The 17673-nt window shown below is 70.1% G+C and carries 17 protein-coding genes; 5 read left to right on the top strand and 12 right to left on the bottom strand.

The genetic code is table 11. From position 1 onward, the window contains the following. Nucleotides 1–79 precede the first annotated feature (79 nt). A complete protein-coding gene (locus PotMrB4_RS01675; RefSeq protein ID WP_139233538.1) occupies nt 80–592 on the bottom strand; it encodes a dihydrofolate reductase in 513 nt (170 codons plus the stop codon). Nucleotides 593–752: 160 nt separating this feature from the next. Here PotMrB4_RS01675 and PotMrB4_RS01670 point away from each other — a divergent pair, with 160 nt between their 5' ends. The 3 genes from PotMrB4_RS01670 (at nt 753) to PotMrB4_RS01660 (ending at nt 4751) form a co-directional block, all read left to right on the top strand. Then, on the top strand, nt 753–1904 hold the full coding sequence (locus PotMrB4_RS01670) for a glycerophosphodiester phosphodiesterase (protein ID WP_172432344.1): 1152 nt from the start codon (nt 753–755) through the stop codon (nt 1902–1904). 95 nt (nt 1905–1999) lie between these two features. Beyond that, complete coding sequence (locus PotMrB4_RS01665) at nt 2000–3388, top strand: DUF2868 domain-containing protein (protein WP_172432343.1); 1389 nt, start codon at nt 2000–2002, stop codon at nt 3386–3388. Beyond that, nucleotides 3381–4751, top strand: coding sequence for a GTPase/DUF3482 domain-containing protein (locus PotMrB4_RS01660; protein WP_172432342.1), 1371 nt, complete (start codon nt 3381–3383; stop codon nt 4749–4751). Before PotMrB4_RS01665 ends, PotMrB4_RS01660 begins: the two co-directional genes overlap by 8 nt. 18 nt (nt 4752–4769) lie before the next feature. On the opposite strand, the gene PotMrB4_RS01655 is transcribed toward PotMrB4_RS01660, so the two are convergent. Genes PotMrB4_RS01655 through PotMrB4_RS01640 form a run of 4 tightly spaced genes read right to left on the bottom strand, consistent with a single transcriptional unit; the run spans nt 4770 to nt 8205 of the window. Further along, on the bottom strand, nt 4770–5768 hold the full coding sequence (locus PotMrB4_RS01655) for a ribonuclease T2 family protein (protein ID WP_172432341.1): 999 nt from the start codon (nt 5766–5768) through the stop codon (nt 4770–4772). A 50-nt stretch (nt 5769–5818) separates the two neighbouring features. Further along, a complete protein-coding gene (locus PotMrB4_RS01650; RefSeq protein WP_142012884.1) occupies nt 5819–6613 on the bottom strand; it encodes a thymidylate synthase in 795 nt (264 codons plus the stop codon). Further along, a complete protein-coding gene (gene lgt / locus PotMrB4_RS01645; protein WP_172432340.1) occupies nt 6610–7413 on the bottom strand; it encodes a prolipoprotein diacylglyceryl transferase in 804 nt (267 codons plus the stop codon). Before lgt ends, PotMrB4_RS01650 begins: the two co-directional genes overlap by 4 nt. A 9-nt stretch (nt 7414–7422) precedes the next feature. Further along, nucleotides 7423–8205, bottom strand: a complete 783-nt coding sequence (locus PotMrB4_RS01640; RefSeq protein ID WP_172432339.1) for a sulfite exporter TauE/SafE family protein — start codon at nt 8203–8205, stop codon at nt 7423–7425. A gap of 162 nt (nt 8206–8367) precedes the next feature. Here PotMrB4_RS01640 and PotMrB4_RS01635 point away from each other — a divergent pair, with 162 nt between their 5' ends. Continuing rightward, nucleotides 8368–9123 (top strand): NRDE family protein, encoded by a 756-nt coding sequence (locus tag PotMrB4_RS01635; RefSeq protein WP_044402303.1) that lies wholly within the window; start codon nt 8368–8370, stop codon nt 9121–9123. Here the strand turns inward: PotMrB4_RS01635 and PotMrB4_RS01630 are convergent. From PotMrB4_RS01630 to PotMrB4_RS01620, 3 genes are all read right to left on the bottom strand, one after another. Next, a complete protein-coding gene (locus tag PotMrB4_RS01630; protein WP_172432338.1) occupies nt 9120–10142 on the bottom strand; it encodes a GGDEF domain-containing protein in 1023 nt (340 codons plus the stop codon). The genes PotMrB4_RS01635 and PotMrB4_RS01630 overlap by 4 nt on opposite strands. A 76-nt stretch (nt 10143–10218) precedes the next feature. Next, entirely contained in the window at nt 10219–12498 is a 2280-nt protein-coding gene (ptsP, locus tag PotMrB4_RS01625; protein WP_044402299.1) for a phosphoenolpyruvate--protein phosphotransferase, read from the bottom strand. Between the two features lie 22 nt (nt 12499–12520). After that, the gene (locus PotMrB4_RS01620; protein WP_044402295.1) at nt 12521–13000 is read right to left on the bottom strand and encodes an RNA pyrophosphohydrolase; all 480 of its coding nucleotides are present in this window, start codon (nt 12998–13000) and stop codon (nt 12521–12523) included. 144 nt (nt 13001–13144) lie between these two features. On the opposite strand from PotMrB4_RS01620, the gene PotMrB4_RS01615 reads away from it, so the two are divergent. Beyond that, nucleotides 13145–13798, top strand: coding sequence for a histidinol-phosphatase (locus tag PotMrB4_RS01615; RefSeq protein ID WP_074967129.1), 654 nt, complete (start codon nt 13145–13147; stop codon nt 13796–13798). Between the two features lie 27 nt (nt 13799–13825). On the opposite strand, the gene PotMrB4_RS01610 is transcribed toward PotMrB4_RS01615, so the two are convergent. From PotMrB4_RS01610 to ilvA, 4 genes are read right to left on the bottom strand one after another with little or no spacing between them, the layout of a single operon-like run. Then, nucleotides 13826–14293: a DUF2269 family protein gene (locus tag PotMrB4_RS01610; RefSeq protein WP_172432337.1), complete on the bottom strand. Its 468-nt coding sequence runs from the start codon at nt 14291–14293 to the stop codon at nt 13826–13828. After that, complete coding sequence (locus PotMrB4_RS01605) at nt 14290–15573, bottom strand: SDR family oxidoreductase (protein ID WP_172432336.1); 1284 nt, start codon at nt 15571–15573, stop codon at nt 14290–14292. Before PotMrB4_RS01605 ends, PotMrB4_RS01610 begins: the two co-directional genes overlap by 4 nt. Nucleotide 15574: 1 nt before the next feature. Continuing rightward, nucleotides 15575–16015: a DUF2269 family protein gene (locus PotMrB4_RS01600; protein ID WP_044402283.1), complete on the bottom strand. Its 441-nt coding sequence runs from the start codon at nt 16013–16015 to the stop codon at nt 15575–15577. A 53-nt stretch (nt 16016–16068) separates the two neighbouring features. Continuing rightward, complete coding sequence (gene ilvA / locus PotMrB4_RS01595; protein WP_232060781.1) at nt 16069–17583, bottom strand: threonine ammonia-lyase, biosynthetic; 1515 nt, start codon at nt 17581–17583, stop codon at nt 16069–16071. Nucleotides 17584–17673 lie beyond the last annotated feature (90 nt).

Below are 17673 nucleotides of genomic sequence, written 5' to 3'. Positions count from 1 at the left end.
CGCCCGGCCCGCCTAAAGGGTTGATCCGGGCATGGGGTGGACGTCGTTTCTTACGTCCACCCGCGCTGTGCCAACCGGCTCAGCGCCGCTCCCACACCTGGAAAGCGTAGGCGGGGGTGGTGTCGCTGACGGGGTACTCGATGCTGGAAGCCAGGTGCCAGTCGGCAGTGGGCACCTCGGGGAAGAAGGCATCGCCTTCCGGCTCCAGCTCCACCTGGGTCAGGTACAGGCGGTCGCCATGGGCCAGGCCCTGGGCGTAGAGCTGGGCGCCGCCGATCAGCATCACTTCCTCGGCGTCCTCCTCGCGGGCCCACACCTCGGCGCGGGCCACGGCCTCTTCCAGGCTGGCGAACACCTCGGCGCCCTCCAGCTGCAGGCCGGCCTGGCGGCTGACCACCAAGTTCAGGCGCCCCGGCAGCGGGCGGCCCAGGGAGTCCCAGGTCTTGCGGCCCATGATGATGGGCTTGCCCAGGGTCAGGGCCTTGAAGTGCTTGAGGTCCGCCGGCAGGTGCCAGGGCAGTTGGTTGTCGCGGCCGATGACCCGGTTGCGGGCCTGGGCGGCGATGAGGGCGAGGGGGAGGGTCTTTTTCATGGCGGCGAGAATACCAGAGGCCATGGCCACCGCCAGCCGGCCTTTCCTTCTGTCACCGCCAACGGTGTCACGCCCGGCAACACATGCCCGGGCGGCGCACGACAAACCGTCATCTATCCTGCCGCAGGCTTGCGCTTCCCTACCGCAAGGAGACGCCCCCATGGCATCCACCCCGACCCTGCGGCATTGGCTGGCGGCCTGCAGCCTGACGTTGCCCCTCTGCACCTTCGCCGCACCGGACCCGGTGCAATCTGCCCTCGACTGGACCACCCAGCAGCCCCAGGCCACCCGCGCCCCGGCGCGCGCCGAGGGCCAGCCCCTGGTGATCGGACATCGTGGCGCCAGCGGCTACGTGCCGGAGCACACCCTGGCGTCCTACGCCCTGGCCGCCCTGCAAGGCGCCGACTACGTGGAGCCGGACCTGGTGATGACCCGCGACGGCCACCTGGTGGCCCGCCATGACAACGAGCTGGGGCTGACCACCGACGTCAGCCGCCACCCCGAGTTCGCCGACCGCAAGCGCACCCAGAGCGTCGACGGCGTGCCGCTCACCGGCTGGTTCAGCGAGGATTTCACCCTGGCCGAGCTGAAGACCCTGCGCGCCATCGAGCGCATCCCCCAGGTACGCCCCGGCAATGCGCGGCTGGACGGTGCCTTCGAGATCCCCACCCTGCAGGAGATCATCGACCTGGTGAAAAGCCTCCAGCTCAGCCAGCAACGCCGCATCGGCCTGTACATCGAGACCAAGCACCCCACCCACTTCCAGCAGCTCGGCCTGGCCATGGAGAAACCGCTGTTGCGCACCCTGCAGCGCAACGGCTACACCGACCGCCGCGCGCCGGTGTACATCCAGTCCTTCGAGGTGGACAACCTGCAGCGCATCGCCCGGCAGAGCAGCCTGCGTCTGGTGCAGCTGTATGGCAGCGGGCAGCCCTACGACCAGCAGGTGCTGGGCACCGGCCTGACCTATGCACGGATGGCCAGCCCCGACGGCCTGCGCGCCGTCGCCCGCTACGCCGCCGGGGTCGGGCCGGAGAAGGGCTACATAATTCCCCGCGATGCCGCCGGCAACCTGGGCCAGCCCACCCGCTTCGTCGCCGACGCCCATGCGGCGGGACTCAAGGTGCACCCCTACACCTTCCGCGCGGAGAACGCCTTCCTCCCCACCAACCTGCGCCAGGGCAGCGACCCGCAGGCACGGGGCGACATCCAGGCGGAGATCCGCGCCTTCCTCGACGCCGGCATCGACGGGCTGTTCATCGACCAGCCGGACCTGGCCGTGCAGGTCCGCGACGCGCGCGCGGCGCCGTAGTGCGCGCCCCGGCGGGCGGTCCACCGGCCGCCCGCTGCACCACCCCTGGCGTCAGCGGTTATGCTTCTGCCTCGTCCCATGGGAAGAGAAGCCGCGTGACCGACTCCGCGAACCCCACCCTCACCGATCTGCAACGCCTCTGGCTCACCGAAGCGATCCGCCTGCGCGAAGAGCACGCCGGCCCGCTGGAGGACAGCGAAGCCAACCGCCGCGCCAACGCCGGCGGGGGCGACCTCGCCCAGCGCATCCAGGCCCGTGCGCTGTTCCTCGCCCAGCGCGACGGCCAGCTCGGCGCCCTCGTCCACTGGCTGCAAGGCGCCCGCCTGGCGGCCTGGGCCCTGGTGCTGCTGGCCCTGGCCAGCGGCGCCACCCTGGCGGCAGCGGCCCTGGGCGACGGGCAGCGCCCGGTCAACGTGTTCTGGGCCCTGGGCGGGCTGCTCGGCCTGCACCTGCTGACCCTGCTGGGCTGGAGCCTGGGTCTCCTGGCCGGCGGCCATGCCAGCGCCCTCGGCCGCCTGTGGTGGTGGCTGTGCGCACGCCTCTCGCGGGATGCCGCGGCCGCCCAGCTGGGCCCGGCGCTGCTGGTGATGCTGCAGCGCCGCCGCCTGACGCGTTGGGGCCTGGGCGTGCTGGTCCATGGTTTCTGGACGCTGGTGCTGGGCACCGCGCTGCTGACCCTGCTGGCCCTGCTTTCCACCCGCCGCTATGGCTTCGTCTGGGAAACCACGCTGCTTGGCAGCGATACCTTCGTCGCCCTCACCCAGGGCCTCGGCGCCCTGCCGGCGCTGCTCGGCTTCAGCCTGCCGGACAGCGACACCATCCGCGCCAGCAGCGACATGCTCGCCGACGCCGCGCCCCGCCAGGCCTGGTCCGGCTGGCTGCTGGGGGTCACCCTGGTCTACGGCCTGCTGCCGCGCCTGGGCCTGATGCTGCTGTGCCTATGGCGCTGGAGCCGTGGCCGCGCCGGGCTGGCGGTTGAGCCCGGTCTGCCCGGCTATGCCCTGCTGCGCGAACGCCTCAACCCGGCCAGCCAACGCCTGGGCGTGGTGGACGCCGACCCCGGCCCCCAAGGGCCGATGACCGAGGCCGCACTGCCCTTCGAAGGGGCGGGTGCCCTGCTGGTGGGGATCGAACTGGACGACAGCCGCCCCTGGCCGCCCGCGCTGCCCAAGGGCGTGGGCGACGCCGGGGTGCTGGACAGCCGCGAGCAGCGCCAGCGCCTGCTGGACCAGCTCAGCCGCTTCCCGCCCCAGCGCCTGGCGATCGCCTGCGACCCGCGCCGCTCGCCGGACCGGGGCACCCTGGCGCTGATCGGCGAACTGGCGCGCAGCACCGTCGAGGCCCGGGTCTGGCTGCTGCCGGCCCCGGCCGGCGAGGCGCTGGACAGCCGGCGCCTGGAGGAATGGCACCAGGCCCTCGACCGCCAAGGCCTGCGCCACGCCGACAGCGCCCCCTTCCACTGGCTGGAGCATGGCCATGACTGAGCCCCTGCGCCTGGCCGTGGTCGGCCACACCAACGTCGGCAAGACCTCGCTGCTGCGCACCCTGTTGCGGGACCGCAGCTTCGGCGAGGTCTCCCACCGCCCCAGCACCACCCGCCATGTCGAGGGCGCGCGGCTGTCCGTCGACGGTCAGCCACTGCTGGAGCTGTACGACACCCCCGGCCTGGAGGACGCCATCGCCCTGCTGGACTACCTGGAGCGCCTGGACCGGCCCGGCGAGCGCCTGGACGGCCCGGCCCGCCTGGCGCGCTTCCTCGACAGCGCCGAGGCGCGCCAGCGTTTCGAGCAGGAAGCCAAGGTGCTGCGCCAGCTGATGGCCTCCGACGCCGGCCTGTACGTCATCGACGCCCGCGAGCCGGTGCTGGCCAAGTACCGCGACGAGCTGGCGGTGCTGGCCATGTGCGGCCGGCCGCTGCTGCCGGTGCTGAACTTCGTGGCCGGCCACGACCAGCGCGGCGAGCCCTGGCGCGAGGCCCTGGCCCGGCTGGGCCTGCACGCCCTGGTGCGCTTCGACAGCGTGGCGCCGCCGCTGGACGGCGAGCCGCGCCTCTACGACAGCCTGGCCCTGCTGCTGGAGCGGGGCCGCCCGCAACTGCAGCGGCTGGTGGACGACCAGCAGGCCCAGCGCCAGCTGCGCCGCCAGGCCGGTGAGCGCCTGGTGGCCGAGCTGCTGCTGGACGTGGCGGCCTGCCGCCGCAGCGTGGCCACCGAGGCCAATGCCCTGCAGGCCGCAACCGAGGCCTTGCGCCAGCAGGTGCGACAGCGCGAGCAGCGTTGCGTGGAAGCCCTGCTGCGGCTGTACGCCTTCAGCCGCGAGGATGCCGCCGCCAGCGACCTGCCGCTGCTGGACGGGCGCTGGGGTGATGACCTGTTCAACCCGGAAACCCTGCGCCAGCTCGGCGTGCGCCTGGGCAGCGGCGTGGCCGCAGGCGCGGCGGCCGGTGCCGGGGTGGACCTGCTGGTGGGCGGGCTGACCCTGGGGGCTGCGGCCGCCATCGGCGCACTGGCCGGCGGCGCCTGGCAGACGGTCGGGCATTACGGCCAGCGCCTGCTGGGCAAGCTGCGCGGGCACCGCGAGCTGACGGTGGACGACGGCATCCTGCGGCTCCTGGCGCTGCGCCAGATGGAGTTGCTGCGGGCACTGGAGCTGCGCGGCCATGCGGCGTTCGAGGCGATCCGCGTGGACGCGCCGGCGGACGAGCAATGGCGCCAGGGCAAGCTGCCTGCCGCCCTGGGCAAGGCGCGGGCCCACCCGGAATGGTCCTCGTTGAACCTCGGCGCTGAGCTGGAGCAGGCCGAGCGCCAGGCCGAGCTGGAGCGCCTGGCAGCCGAACTGGCCGCTTAAGAACGTTGGCGTGGGCGGCTAGAGGCCCGGGGCCTCGATGAGAACGCGATCGTCCCGGCAGGCATTGCGGTCACCGGGACGGCGCTCGGCGAACTGGCCATCCATCACCCCCACCAGGCTGTCGGCGGGTTTGAGCGCGCGGGGCAGGCTCACCCGCACCTCCTGCAGATAGCCACCCCGGGTGCACACCAGCAGGAAGTTGTTGCCGGCCCGGGGGTTGCCGAACTCCTCACTGACCTTCTGGTAGAACGCGGCCTGGGAGATGGCGCCGCCGACGTTGCTGGCGATGTACTGCCCGGCGCGGGTGGCATCCAGCTGGGCCACCAGCTCGGCGGCGCGGCGGAAGTAGGCGTTGGCGTCCATGTCGGTCTGGCAGGTGCCGTGCTTCTCCCACTGGTAGCGGCTGAAGTCGTCGCCGTAGCCGACGTTGGGCATCCACGGCCGCAGGGTCGCGCGGGTGCTTTCGTCCAGCACCAGCGCCGGCCCTGCGCAGTGCCCATAGCGGGTGCCGCAGGCCTGGCGGTTGGGCCAGAGGCCGTGGAGGGTGAGGTGGTTCAGTTGCAGGTCACCGCTGGCCAGGGCGTCGCACTCCGGCTTGCGCCCCTTGTAGGCGACGTGCTCGCAGAAGCCGGGCTGCCAGGTGGCGGCGAGGACGTAGCCGTCGTGCTGGCCCGGCACGTTACAGGCCTCGCCCTGGGCGGCATTCCCGGTGCCCTGGCGGGCGCCAAGGCTGAGGTCTTCCACCTGGCCGCAGCCGACCGGCACCCAGCGCAGCGGCGTAGCGTTGTCCGGCAAGCGCACCCGCAGCCAGTCGTAGTCCCGCTTGTTGACCTCCACCACCCGGTAGCGCTGCCCCGGTTGCAGGGTGGCGCCATCGGGGTTGCTGCGCTTGCGGATCGACTGGTAGGCCTCGCAACGCTGCGAGGCGACGAAGCCGCCCTGGGCGGGCTCGGCATGGGCGGCGAGGGTCCAGAGGCCGACGAGGCCGGTGAGCAGGGCGGCGAGCGGGGCGTTCATGGCGGGCTGTCCTGGAGCAGGCGGGCCGGGGCGGGCGCCCCGGCCGGGGGTCAGACGGCGACCGGGGCCTTGATGTGCGGGTGGGCCTGGTAGCCGACCAGTTCGAAGTCCTCGAACTTGAAGGCCAGCAGGTCCTTCACCTCGGGGTTGAGCTTCATGGTGGGCAGCGGCAGCGGCTCGCGGGTGAGCTGCAGGTCGGTCTGCTCGATGTGGTTGGCATACAGGTGGCAGTCGCCGCCGGTCCAGATGAACTCGCCGGGGGCCAGGTCGCAGACCTGGGCCACCATCAGGGTCAACAGGGCGTAGCTGGCGATGTTGAAGGGCACGCCGAGGAAGATGTCCGCCGAGCGCTGGTACAGCTGGCAGCTGAGCTTGCCGTCGGCCACGTAGAACTGGAACAGCGCGTGGCAGGGCGGCAGGGCCATCTGGTCCACCAGGGCCGGGTTCCAGGCGGAGACGATCAGGCGGCGCGAGTCGGGGTTCTTGCGGATCATCTCGATCAGCTTGGCGATCTGGTCGATGGATTCACCGTTGGGCGCCGGCCAGCTGCGCCACTGGTAGCCATAGACCGGGCCCAGGTCGCCGTTCTCGTCGGCCCACTCGTCCCAGATGGAGACGCCGTTTTCCTTGAGGTAGCGGATGTTGGTGTCGCCCTGCAGGAACCACAGCAGCTCGTGGATGATGGACTTCAGGTGGCACTTCTTGGTGGTCACCAGGGGGAAGCCCTCGGCCAGGTCGAAGCGCATCTGGTGGCCGAACACGCTGTAGGTGCCGGTGCCGGTGCGGTCGCTCTTGAAGGTGCCGGTTTCGCGCACCAGGCGCATCAGGTCGAGGTACTGCTTCACGGGGTGACTCCTTGGGCGGCTTCACGACGGTGCGCCCAGACGATCAGTGCGAGGCCGCCGATGATCATCGGCAGGCAGAGGATCTGGCCCATGGTGACCCAGCCGAAGGCCAGGTAGCCGAGCTGGGCGTCCGGTACGCGGACGAACTCCACGGCGAAGCGGAAGATGCCGTAGAACAGCGCGAACATCCCGGAAACCGCCATGGTCGGGCGCGGCTTGCGCGAGTAGCACCAGAGGATGACGAACAGCGCGACGCCTTCCAGGGCGAACTGGTAGAGCTGCGACGGGTGGCGCGGCAGGTGCGCCGGGTCGGTGGGGAAGATCATCGCCCAGGGCACGTCGCTGGCCTTGCCCCACAGCTCGGCGTTGATGAAGTTGCCGATGCGCCCGGCGCCGAGGCCGATGGGCACCAGCGGGGCGATGAAGTCCATGAGCTGGAAGAAGCTCTTGTTGTTGCGCTTGCCGAACCAGAGGGTGGCGAGCATCACGCCGATCAGGCCACCGTGGAAGGACATGCCGCCTTTCCAGACTTCGAGGATCAGCAGCGGGTTGGCCAGGTAGGCGGGCAGGTCGTAGAACAGCACGTAGCCCAGGCGCCCGCCGGCGATCACCCCGAGGGCGACCCAGAACACCAGGTCGGAGAGCTTCTCCTTGGTCCAGGTCGGGTCGAAGCGCTCCAGCCGGCGCGAGGCCAGCAACCAGGCACCGCCGATGCCGATCAGGTACATGAGCCCGTACCAGTGGATTTTCAGGGGTCCGAGGCTGAACGCCACCGGATCGATCTGGGGATAAGCCAGCATCACGACTCCTTAGATCAGAAAACTCAGCCCGACCGCGAACAGCAGCAGGGCGAACAGGCGCTTGAGCAGACGCGGGGGCAGCCGGTGGGCCAGGCGCGCGCCCAGGCGGGCGAAGAACATGCTGGTGAGGGCGATCCCCACCAGCGCCGGGAGGTAGACGTATCCGAAACTGTGCGGCGGCAGGTGTTCGTGGTTCCAGCCCAGCACCATGAACGACAGGGCGCTGGCGATGGCGATCGGCAGGCCGCAGGCGGAGGAGGTGGCCACGGCCTGCTGCATCGGCACGCTGCGCCAGCTGAGGAAGGGCACGGTGAGGGAGCCGCCGCCGATGCCGAAGATCGCCGAGGCCCAGCCGATGAACACGCCGGCGGCGGTGAGGCCGGGTTTGCCGGGCACGTCACGGCTGGCCTTGGGCTTGAAGTCGAGGGCCATCTGCAGGGACACCAGGATGGCGAAGCAGCCGATGATCTTCTGCAGCATCGGGCCCTGGATCAGCTTGGCGGTGTAGGCGCCGATGGCGGCGCCGAGCAGGATGCCCAGGGTCATCCAGGCAAAGATCGCCCAGCGCACCGCGCCCTTGCGGTGGTGTTCGCGCACGGCGTTGATCGAGGTGAAGATGATGGTCGCCAGGGAGGTGCCCACCGCCAGGTGGGTGAGGACACTCGGATCGAACCCCTGGGCGGTGAAGCTGAACACCAGCACCGGCACGATGATCATGCCGCCGCCGACGCCGAACAGGCCGGCCAGCACCCCGGCGAAGGCGCCGAGCACCAGGTAGAGCAGGAATTCCAAGCGACACCCCCGGAAGCAAAGCGGCATGGTAACGGAAGGCCGCTTGCCGCTCCAATCAGGGCGACGGCCGTTCCCGCCCCGCTGCGCGAATCGTCGGTATTCTCGACGCCTTTTCCTACAGCCCCTAGACTCGGCCGAGGATCACGGAGAAGGAGCCTCACCATGTGCCTGATTACCTTCGCCTGGCGCCCGGGACATGCCACCCCCTTGGTACTGGCCGCCAATCGCGACGAGTTCTACGAGCGACCGACCCGCGCCCTCGGCGCCTGGCACGACGTGCCGGGCCTGCATGCCGGGCGTGACCTGGAAGCCGGCGGCACCTGGCTCGGCCTGGGGCAGGGCGGGCGCTTCGCGGCGCTGACCAACATCCGCGACCCACGCCATCCGGCCACCGGCCGCTCACGGGGCGAGCTGTGCGTGGGCTTCCTCGGCGGCACCCAGACCCCGGAGGCCTTCATGGCCGAGGCGCACCGCCGCGCGGCGGACTACGCCGGCTTCAACCTGCTGGTGGGCGACGGGCGCGAGCTGTGGTTCCTGCATTCCCGAGGCCCGGGCCCGCGTCGCCTGGAGGCGGGGCTCTACGGGCTGTCCAACGCCGACCTCGACACACCCTGGCCGAAGGTGCGCAAGACCAAGGCCGCCCTGGCCGAGTGCCTGGACGTGGTGCGCCCGGCGGACCTGCTCAACCTCATGCACGACCCGCAGCCGGCCTCGGACGCGACCCTGCCGGACACCGGCGTAGGGCTGGAGACCGAGCGCATGCTGTCGCCGGTGTTCATCGCCAGCCGCACCTATGGCACCCGCGCCACGACGGCCCTGATCGTGCGCGGGGACGGCAGCCGCGAAGTGGTGGAGCGCGGCTTCGGCCCGTTCGGCAAGCCGCTGGACGATGTGCACCTGAACCTGCGCACCCGCTAGGGCGACGGGCAGACGATGACGCAGTCGCGCTGCTGCTTGGCGCGATAGAGGCCGTCGTCCAGCCGCTTGAGCAGGGCGGTGATGTCCTCGCCCGCCACCAGGCTGGCCACGGCGAAGCTGGCACTGAGACGCCGGGGCAGGTCCGTCCCGGCCTCGGGAATCCGCCGGTGCAGACGCCGGGCCAGCTGCAGCAGGGCCTCGGGGCCGGTGTCCGGCAGCAGCAGGATGAATTCCTCGCCTCCCCAACGGGCGAAGCAGTCCTCCTCCCGCAACACAGCCCGAATCTGCTCGGCCACGGCCTGGAGGATGCGGTCGCCTTCGGCATGGCCGTGCTCGTCGTTGATGCGCTTGAAGTGATCGAGGTCCAGCATCACCAGGCCGGTGGGGCAGTGGTGCCGCTGGAAGCGCTGCCATTCCCGCTGCAGCCGGGTCTCGAAGCAGCGGCGGTTGGCGATGCCGGTGAGCGGGTCGGTCTCGCTGAGGCGGATGGCGGCCTCCACCTGCTCGGCCAGGGCCCGGTTGGCCTGGGCCAGGGCCTCGGTGCGGCAGGCCACCAGGGCCTCCAGGTCGCCATTGATGCGCAGCAGTTCCTGGTTGCGCTGCTGCAGCTCCAGCTCGGCGAGCTTGCGCTGGTGGACGTCCCGGTGGGCGCCGATCATGCGGGTTGGCTGGCCGTCCTCGTCGAACTCGACGAAGCGCCCGTGATCGCTGATCCACAGGTAGCGGCCGTCCTGGCAGCGGCAGCGGTATTCCTCTTCATAGACCTCGGAACGCCCTTCCAGGTAGGCGTTGAAGCTCTGCATGACGCGAGGCAGGTCGTCGGGGTGGATGATGTTCTCCCAGGTGTCGACGTCCTCGGGCAGGCTGTTGCGGGGGAAGCCGAGCATGGCGTACCAGCCGGGGCTGCGGGTGACGTGGCCGCTGCGCATGTCCCAGTCCCAGATGCCGTCGCTGACGATCTCCAGGGCGTGGCGCAGGGTGCGTTCCACATCGCGGTCGGTGGCGGAGGGCTCGTCCATAAGCGGCAGCTCCTGGATGCCCGCAAGCGCGGGACATCGGGTCGGGCGGCACGCGGAGCCGCCCGGTGGAGGCGGCTCAGGCCTGGATGGTCGCGGCCGGATTGATCACGCGGCCCAGGCCCAGGTTGCGCAGGGCGAGGTGCAGCGCGCTGTGGATGACTTGAGGGTTGTCGATGCCCATCAACTGGTCAAGGAGCTCGCGGGCCTTGCTCAGGCTGAGCTGACGAAGCAGCCATTTCACCTTGGGCAGGTTGGTGGCGTTCATCGACAGGCTGTCGAAGCCCATGGCCAGCAGCAGCACGGCGGCCGCCGGGTCACCGGCCATCTCGCCGCAGATGCTGACGGGCTTGCCTTCGGCATGGGCGTCGTTGACCACCTTGAGCAGCGCCTGGAGCACGGCGGGGTGCAGGTAGTCGTAGAGATCGGCCACGCGCGGGTTGTTGCGGTCCACCGCCAGCAGGTACTGGGTGAGGTCGTTGGAGCCGACCGAGAGGAAGTCCACCTGGCGCGCCAGCTCGCGGGTCTGGTACACGGCGGCGGGGATCTCGATCATCACGCCGACCGGCGGCATGGGGATGTCCACGCCCTCGTCGCGCACCTCGCCCCAGGCGCGATGGATCAGGTGCAGAGACTCTTCCAGCTCCTGCACGCCGGAAATCATCGGCAGCAGGATGCGCAGGTTGTTCAGGCCTTCGCTGGCCTTGAGCATGGCGCGCACCTGCACCAGGAAGATCTCCGGGTGGTCGAGGGTGACGCGGATGCCGCGCCAGCCGAGGAAGGGATTGCTTTCCTTGATGGGGAAATAGGACAGCGCCTTGTCGCCACCGATGTCCAGGGTGCGCATGGTCACCGGCAGCGGGTGGAAGGCGGCGAGCTGCTCGCGGTAGATGGCGAGCTGCTCCTTCTCGCTGGGGAAGCGCTCGTTGATCATGAACGGCACTTCGGTGCGGTACAGGCCGACGCCTTCGGCACCGCGCTCCTGGGCGCGGGTCACGTCGGCCAGCAGGCCGGTGTTGACCCACAGCGGCATGCGGTGGCCATCGAGGGTCTCGCACGGCAGGCTGCGCAGGGCGTCGAGGCCCTTGACCAGCTGGCGCTCCTCCTCGACCACTTCGCCGTACTGCTTGCGCAGTTCCTCGGAGGGGTTGGTGAAAACTTCGCCGTGGTAGCCGTCGACGATCAGCTCGATGCCGTCGACCTTGGAATAGGGCAGGTCGACCACGCCCATGACCGTGGGAATCCCCATGGCCCGTGCCAGGATCGCGACGTGGGAGTTGCCGGAACCGAGCACGGAGATCAGGCCCACCAGCTTGCCTTCCGGCACTTCGCCGAGCATGGCCGGGGACAGCTCCTCGCTGACCAGGATGGTGTTGTCCTGGTAGACCAGGTTCTGCTTGCGCTCTTCCTGCAGGTAGGCGAGCAGGCGGCGACCGAGGTCCTTGACGTCGGAGGCGCGCTCGCGCAGGTAGGCATCGTCCATCAGCTCGAAGCGCTTGACGTGCTCCATCACCACCTGGCGCAGGGCACCCTGGGCCCACTGGCCGGAGCGGATGACCTTCTTCACTTCCAGGCCGATGGAGTCGTCGTCGAGCATCATCAGGTAGACGTCGAACAGGGCACGCTCTTCCGGGCGCAGCTGGCTGGCCAGCTTGCTGGAGAGGCGGCGCATGTCCTCGCGCACGGACTCCAGGGCCTGCTTGAAGCGGGCGACCTCGGCCTCGATGTCATCCACCGGGCGGTCGGGCACCACCTCCAGGTCGGCCGGCGGCAGCACCACCACGGCGGTGCCCACGGCAGCGCCCGGCGCACCGGGCACGCCGACGAACTTGGCCTCCTGGATGCCCTTGCCCTGGCGCCCCAGGCCACGGATGGAGCCGGTGGCCTCGGCATGGGCGATGACGCCCGCGAGCTGGGCGCTCATGGTGACGAGGAAGGCTTCCTCGCCCTCGTCGAACTGGCGACGCTCCTTCTGCTGCACCACCAGCACGCCCATCACCCGACGGTGGTGGATGATCGGCGCGCCGAGGAAAGAGGCGTAGCGCTCCTCGCCGGTCTCGGCGAAGTAGCGGTAGCGGGGGTGGTCGGCGGCGTTCTCGAGGTTCAGCGGCTCTTCGCGGGTGCCCACCAGGCCCACCAGGCCTTCGTTGGGGGCCATGCTGACCTTGCCGATGGAGCGCTTGTTGAGGCCCTCGGTGGCCATCAGCACGAAGCGGTTGGCCTCGGGGTCGAGCAGGTACACCGAGCAGACCTGGCTGCCCATGGCCTCCTTCACCCGCTGCACGATGATCGCCAGCGCCGCCTTGAGATCCTTGGCGGCGTTCACTTCCTGGACGATCTTGCGCAGGGTATTGAGCATGGCCGTGTAGCCTTTCTCCGGGTCAGTCTTGCGCCAGCAGGCGCGGGGCGAGTTCCTTGAGGGCGCGACGATAGACTTCTCGCTTGAAGGTCACGACCTGTCCAAGCGGGTACCAGTAGCTGACCCAGCGCCACCCATCGAACTCGGGCTTGCCGGTCAGGTCCATGCGCACCCGGGTCTCATCGGACTTCAGGCGCAACAGGAACCACTTCTGCTTCTGGCCGATGCACAGCGGTTGGCTGTGCGTGCGCACCAGGCGCTGCGGCAGACGATAGCGCAGCCAGCCACGGGTGCATGCCAGGATCTTCACATCCTGCTCTTCGAGGCCGACTTCTTCGTTCAATTCGCGGAACAGCGCTTCTTCGGGCGTTTCGCGCGGGTTGATGCCCCCCTGGGGGAACTGCCAGGCGTCCTGATTGATGCGTCGCGCCCACAGCACCTGCCCGACATCATTGGCGAGAATGATGCCGACATTAGGGCGGAAACCATCGGGATCGATCACAGCGGACAACCTCGCTTGCGCATGTCGCGGCATTGTTCCACAAAGCCTGTAAACGCGGCAATGCGGGCTGTTCACGCAATGGGCAGCCCCCGGAAAAGGGGGTATCCTGCGCGGCCTTCGGCAGCTTCCAGCAAGGTGATAGACGTGCGCCTGGCCCTTTTCGACCTCGACAACACCCTCCTCGGCGGCGACAGCGACCACGCCTGGGGCGAGTACCTCTGCGAACGCGGCCTGGTGGACGCCTCCACCTACCGGGCGCGCAACGACGCCTTCTACCAGGACTACCTGGCCGGCACCCTCGACGTACAGGCCTACCAGGACTTCTGCCAGGAGATCCTCGGCCGCCACGACCTGGAGCAGCTGGCCACCTGGCACCGTGAGTTCATGCGCGACCGCATCGAGCCGATCCTGCTGGCCAAGGGCGAGGCACTGCTGGCCGAGCACCGCGCCGCCGGCGACCGCCTGGTGATCATCACTGCCACCAACCGCTTCATCACCGGCCCGATCGCCGAGCGCCTGGGCGTGGACGACCTGCTGGCCACCGAGTGCGAGGTGGTGGACGGCCGCTACACCGGCCGCAGCACCGACGTGCCGTGCTTCCGCGAAGGCAAGGTGGTGCGCCTGGAGCGCTGGCTGGCGGAGAACGGCCTGAGCCTGGACGACGCCAGCTTCTACAGCGACTCGGTGAACGACATGCCCCTGCTGGAGCGGGTCAGCCGCCCGGTGGCCGTCGACCCGGACGACCGCCTGCGTGCCGAGGCCCAGGCCCGTGGCTGGGCGGTGATCTCGCTGCGCTGACCCACGCGGGCCGCGCCCGGCGGCCCGTCAGAGCGGCTTGGCCACCATCAGGAAGAAGATCGCCAAGAAGGCGATGAACGCCGGCCAGCCCAGCACGAACCAGATGCGCATATAGAGGAAGGCCCGCTCCGGCAGGGCCTGGCCGCCGGCCAGCGCCTGGGCGGCCATGTCGCGCACGCGGATCTGCAGCCACACCACCGGCAGCCAGCACAGCCCGGCGAACACGTAGAGCCCCACGCTCCACAGAATCCAGAACTGGTTCAGCGGCCAGCCCGCCACCTTCGCCAGCGCCAGCCCGCTGAGGGGCTGGAACACCGCCGTGGTGGCGATGAACAGCCAGTCGGCGGTGACCAGATGGCGGAAGGTCACCGCGATCACCTCCAGCCGTTGGCTGCGCCAGGCCCGCAGGGCGTAGTAGGCCGACCCCAGCCCGGTACCGAACAGCAGGGTGGAGGAGAGGATGTGCAGGGTCTTCAGCAGCAGGTACAGACTCATCGGGCAGGCGTCCGTGGTGGGGGCTCCAGCCACAGCACCCAGAGGGTGGCGACCATGAGCACCAGGTTCTTGCCGACCGCCGCGTAGGGGTCGGCCCAGTAGTGGGGCAGCAGCAGGGTGATCAGCAGGGTGTAGACCAGCATCAGGCCCAGCTGGGCCTGCAAGGCGCGCACGCGCCAGCGACGGACCAGCAGCCCGAGCCCCAGCGCGGCATCCAGCAGCGAACCGCTGACCACCGCCAGGCTCGCCGGCCAGCCGCTCACGCCCATGTCGGCCATGATGCGCAGCCCCCAGTCGTACCCCGGCCCCAGGCAGACGAAGGCCGTCCCGAGCCAGATCAGTGCCAGCACGGCCAGCATCGCGGGGCGCATCAGGCGGGTGATCACCCGCTCCGGCTGCGGCCAGCCACCCGTCAGGCGCAGGGCCAGGGGTACCGCGCGATAGCCGCAGAGCGCCGCCAGGGCATCCGGCTCGGCGAGGTTGTCGCGCCGTGCCAGGGTCATCAGTTGAGGGTCGAGAGCCCGCCAGCCGAACCCACGAGCCGCCCGCGCGCCCAGCGCCGCGAGCGCACCGGGCAGACGCAGCCAGCGACCGGGGCCACGCCCGCGCACACGGCGGAGCAGGTCCAGCAGGCCACCCTGGGTAAGGATGTCGGGACCCACCAGCGGCACAGCGCAGGGCTGTGCCGGCCAGTGGAGGACCAGCGCCAGTACTGCGCCGGCCAGGTCGTCCACATGCACCGGGCGGCTGCGCGCGCCGACATCCGGCAGGGGCGCGACGGGCAGGCAGGCCAGGGCTTCCAGCCAGCCACTGCTGGCGCCGCCTTCACCCAGCACCAGGGACGGGCGCAGCACCACGGCGGGTATGCCGAGGCCGAGCAGGTGCGCATCCGCCCGCGCCTTGCTGGCCAGGAAGGGCACATCCGGGTGATCACCCGCCCCCAGCGCGGAAAGCTGCAGCACCGCCGCGCCATGGCGGGCCGCGAGGTCGAAGAGAGCCTTGGGCCCATCCGCCTGCAGCCTTTCCAGTCGTGCGGAATCGGGCAACAGCGCGCCGGCGGCGTTGATCACCAGGTTCACGCCCGCCGGCCAGGGGAAGCCGTCGGGGTCGTCCGCCAAGCGCTCGAGGTCGAGGGCGCGCCACTCCACGCCCGGGCAGGGAGTCCCGCTGCCGGTGCGCGACGTGGCCACCAGGCTGTGACCCGCACCAAGGAGAGCGGCCAGCAGACGCTGGCCGATGAAACCGCTGGCACCCACCAGCAGGATGCGGTTGAACGCCAAGTCAGACCGGCCGCACGAGGATGAGGCCGAGGATCACCAGCAGCAGGATCAGGCCCAGGGCGGCATAGCCAAGGCTGAAGCCGAGGAAGCGCCCGCGCGGGGCGGCCAGTTCGGCCGGGCCGGCATGCAGCACCAGCAGGCGGCGACTGGCCAGCAGCCAGGCGATGCCAGCCAGCAGGTAGAGCAGGCTGCTGCCCAGTACCCAGGTCAGGCCCAGGGGAATGCCGCGCTGGTCCAGCACCAGCCAGCCGGACACCGGCGCAGCGAGGCCCAGCAGCAGCAAGGCCGGCACGCCGAACAGCGCGGCCTGGCGCGGGCTCGGTGCCCAGCCTGGCAGGGCGCCGTGCCAGGCTCGCAGGACGAACCAGAACAGCAGGAGGGCCACCGCCATCAGCAGGGCGATCGCCAGGCCGTTGAGGCCCAGCAGCAGGTCAGCGTCCATCATCCTTCCTCCAATCGGGCGACGGGCTCAGTGTAGTCGCCCGGTCTGCGGCCTCAGCTGAGGAACAGCCGGTAGGCCGGGTTTTCCGTTTCATCCCAGTAGGGGTAGCCGATGGCGGCAAGAGCCTCGGGCACCAGGTGGCGCTCATCCGCCGGCACCTGCAGCCCCGCCACCACGCGGCCGTCGGCGGCGCCGTGGTTGCGGTAATGGAACAGGGTGATGTTCCAGCGCCCGCCCAGCTTGTCGAGGAAGTTGAACAGCGCACCGGGACGCTCGGGGAATTCGAAGCGGAAGATCGACTCGTCCTCCACCCGGGGCGCACGGCCGCCCACCATGTGGCGGATGTGCAGCTTGGCCAGCTCGTTGTCGGTCAGGTCCAGCACCGGGAAGCCCTGCTCGCGCAGGCCGTTGACCAGCGCCTCGCGGGGGTCGTTGAGCGGGTGGGTCTGCACGCCGACGAAGATGTGCGCCTCGTTGTCGGTGTTGTAGCGGTAGTTGAACTCGGTGATCTGGCGCTTGCCGATGGCCTCGCAGAACGCCTTGAAGCTGCCCGGGCGTTCGGGAATGGTCACCGCGATGATCGCCTCGCGCTTCTCGCCCAGCTCCGCGCGCTCGGCCACGTGGCGCAGGCGGTCGAAGTTGATGTTGGCGCCGGAGTCGATGGCCACCAGGGTCTGGCCCTCGATGCCCTCGCGCTCGACGTAGCGCTTGATGCCCGCCACGGCCAGGGCGCCGGCGGGCTCGGTGATGGAGCGGGTGTCGTCGTAGATGTCCTTGATCGCCGCGCAGATCTCGTCGGTGCTGACGGTCACCACTTCATCGACGTGATGGCGGCAGATGTCGAAGGTGTGCTGGCCGATCTGCGCCACCGCCACGCCATCGGCGAACAGCCCGACCTGGCCCAGCACCACTCGCTCGCCGGCGGCCATGGCGGCCTGCAGGCAGTTGGAGTCATCCGGCTCGACGCCGATCACCTTCACTTCCGGGCGCAGGTACTTCACGTAGGCGGCAATGCCGGCGATCAGGCCGCCGCCGCCCACCGGCACGAAGATGGCGTCCAGGCGCCCCGGGTGCTGGCGGAGGATCTCCATCGCCACGGTGCCCTGCCCGGCGATCACATGGGGGTCGTCGTAGGGGTGGATGTAGACGAAGCCCTTCTCCTCCACCAGCTTCAGCGAATAGGCCAGCGCCTCGGGGAAGGCGTCGCCGTGCAGCACCACCTTGCCGCCCCGGGCGCGCACGCCCTGGACCTTCAGCTCGGGGGTGGTGCGCGGCATGACGATGGTGGCTTCGATACCCAGCTCGCGGGCCGCCAGGGCCAGGCCCTGGGCGTGATTGCCGGCCGAGGCAGTGACCACGCCCCGGGCCAGTTCCTCGGCGGACAGCTGGGCCAGCTTGTTGTAGGCCCCGCGGATCTTGAAGGAGAAGACCGGCTGCAGGTCCTCGCGCTTGAGCAGCACCTGGTTGCCGAGGCGCTCGGTCAGGCGTGGCGCGCGTTGCAGCGGGGTTTCCACCGCGACGTCATAAACGCGCGAGGTGAGGGTCTTCTTGACGTAGTCTTCGAGCATCACGGCTTCACTGGCGGGCGGGGCGGGAGCGGCGAGTCTACCGCAGGCGTCCGTCGACCGACCACACGGGATGCGGGGTTTTGCCGTGGC

The sequence above is a fragment of the Metapseudomonas otitidis genome (assembly GCF_011397855.1).
GTDB lineage: Bacteria > Pseudomonadota > Gammaproteobacteria > Pseudomonadales > Pseudomonadaceae > Metapseudomonas > Metapseudomonas otitidis.
This window is presented reverse-complemented; position numbering and strand designations above follow the sequence as displayed.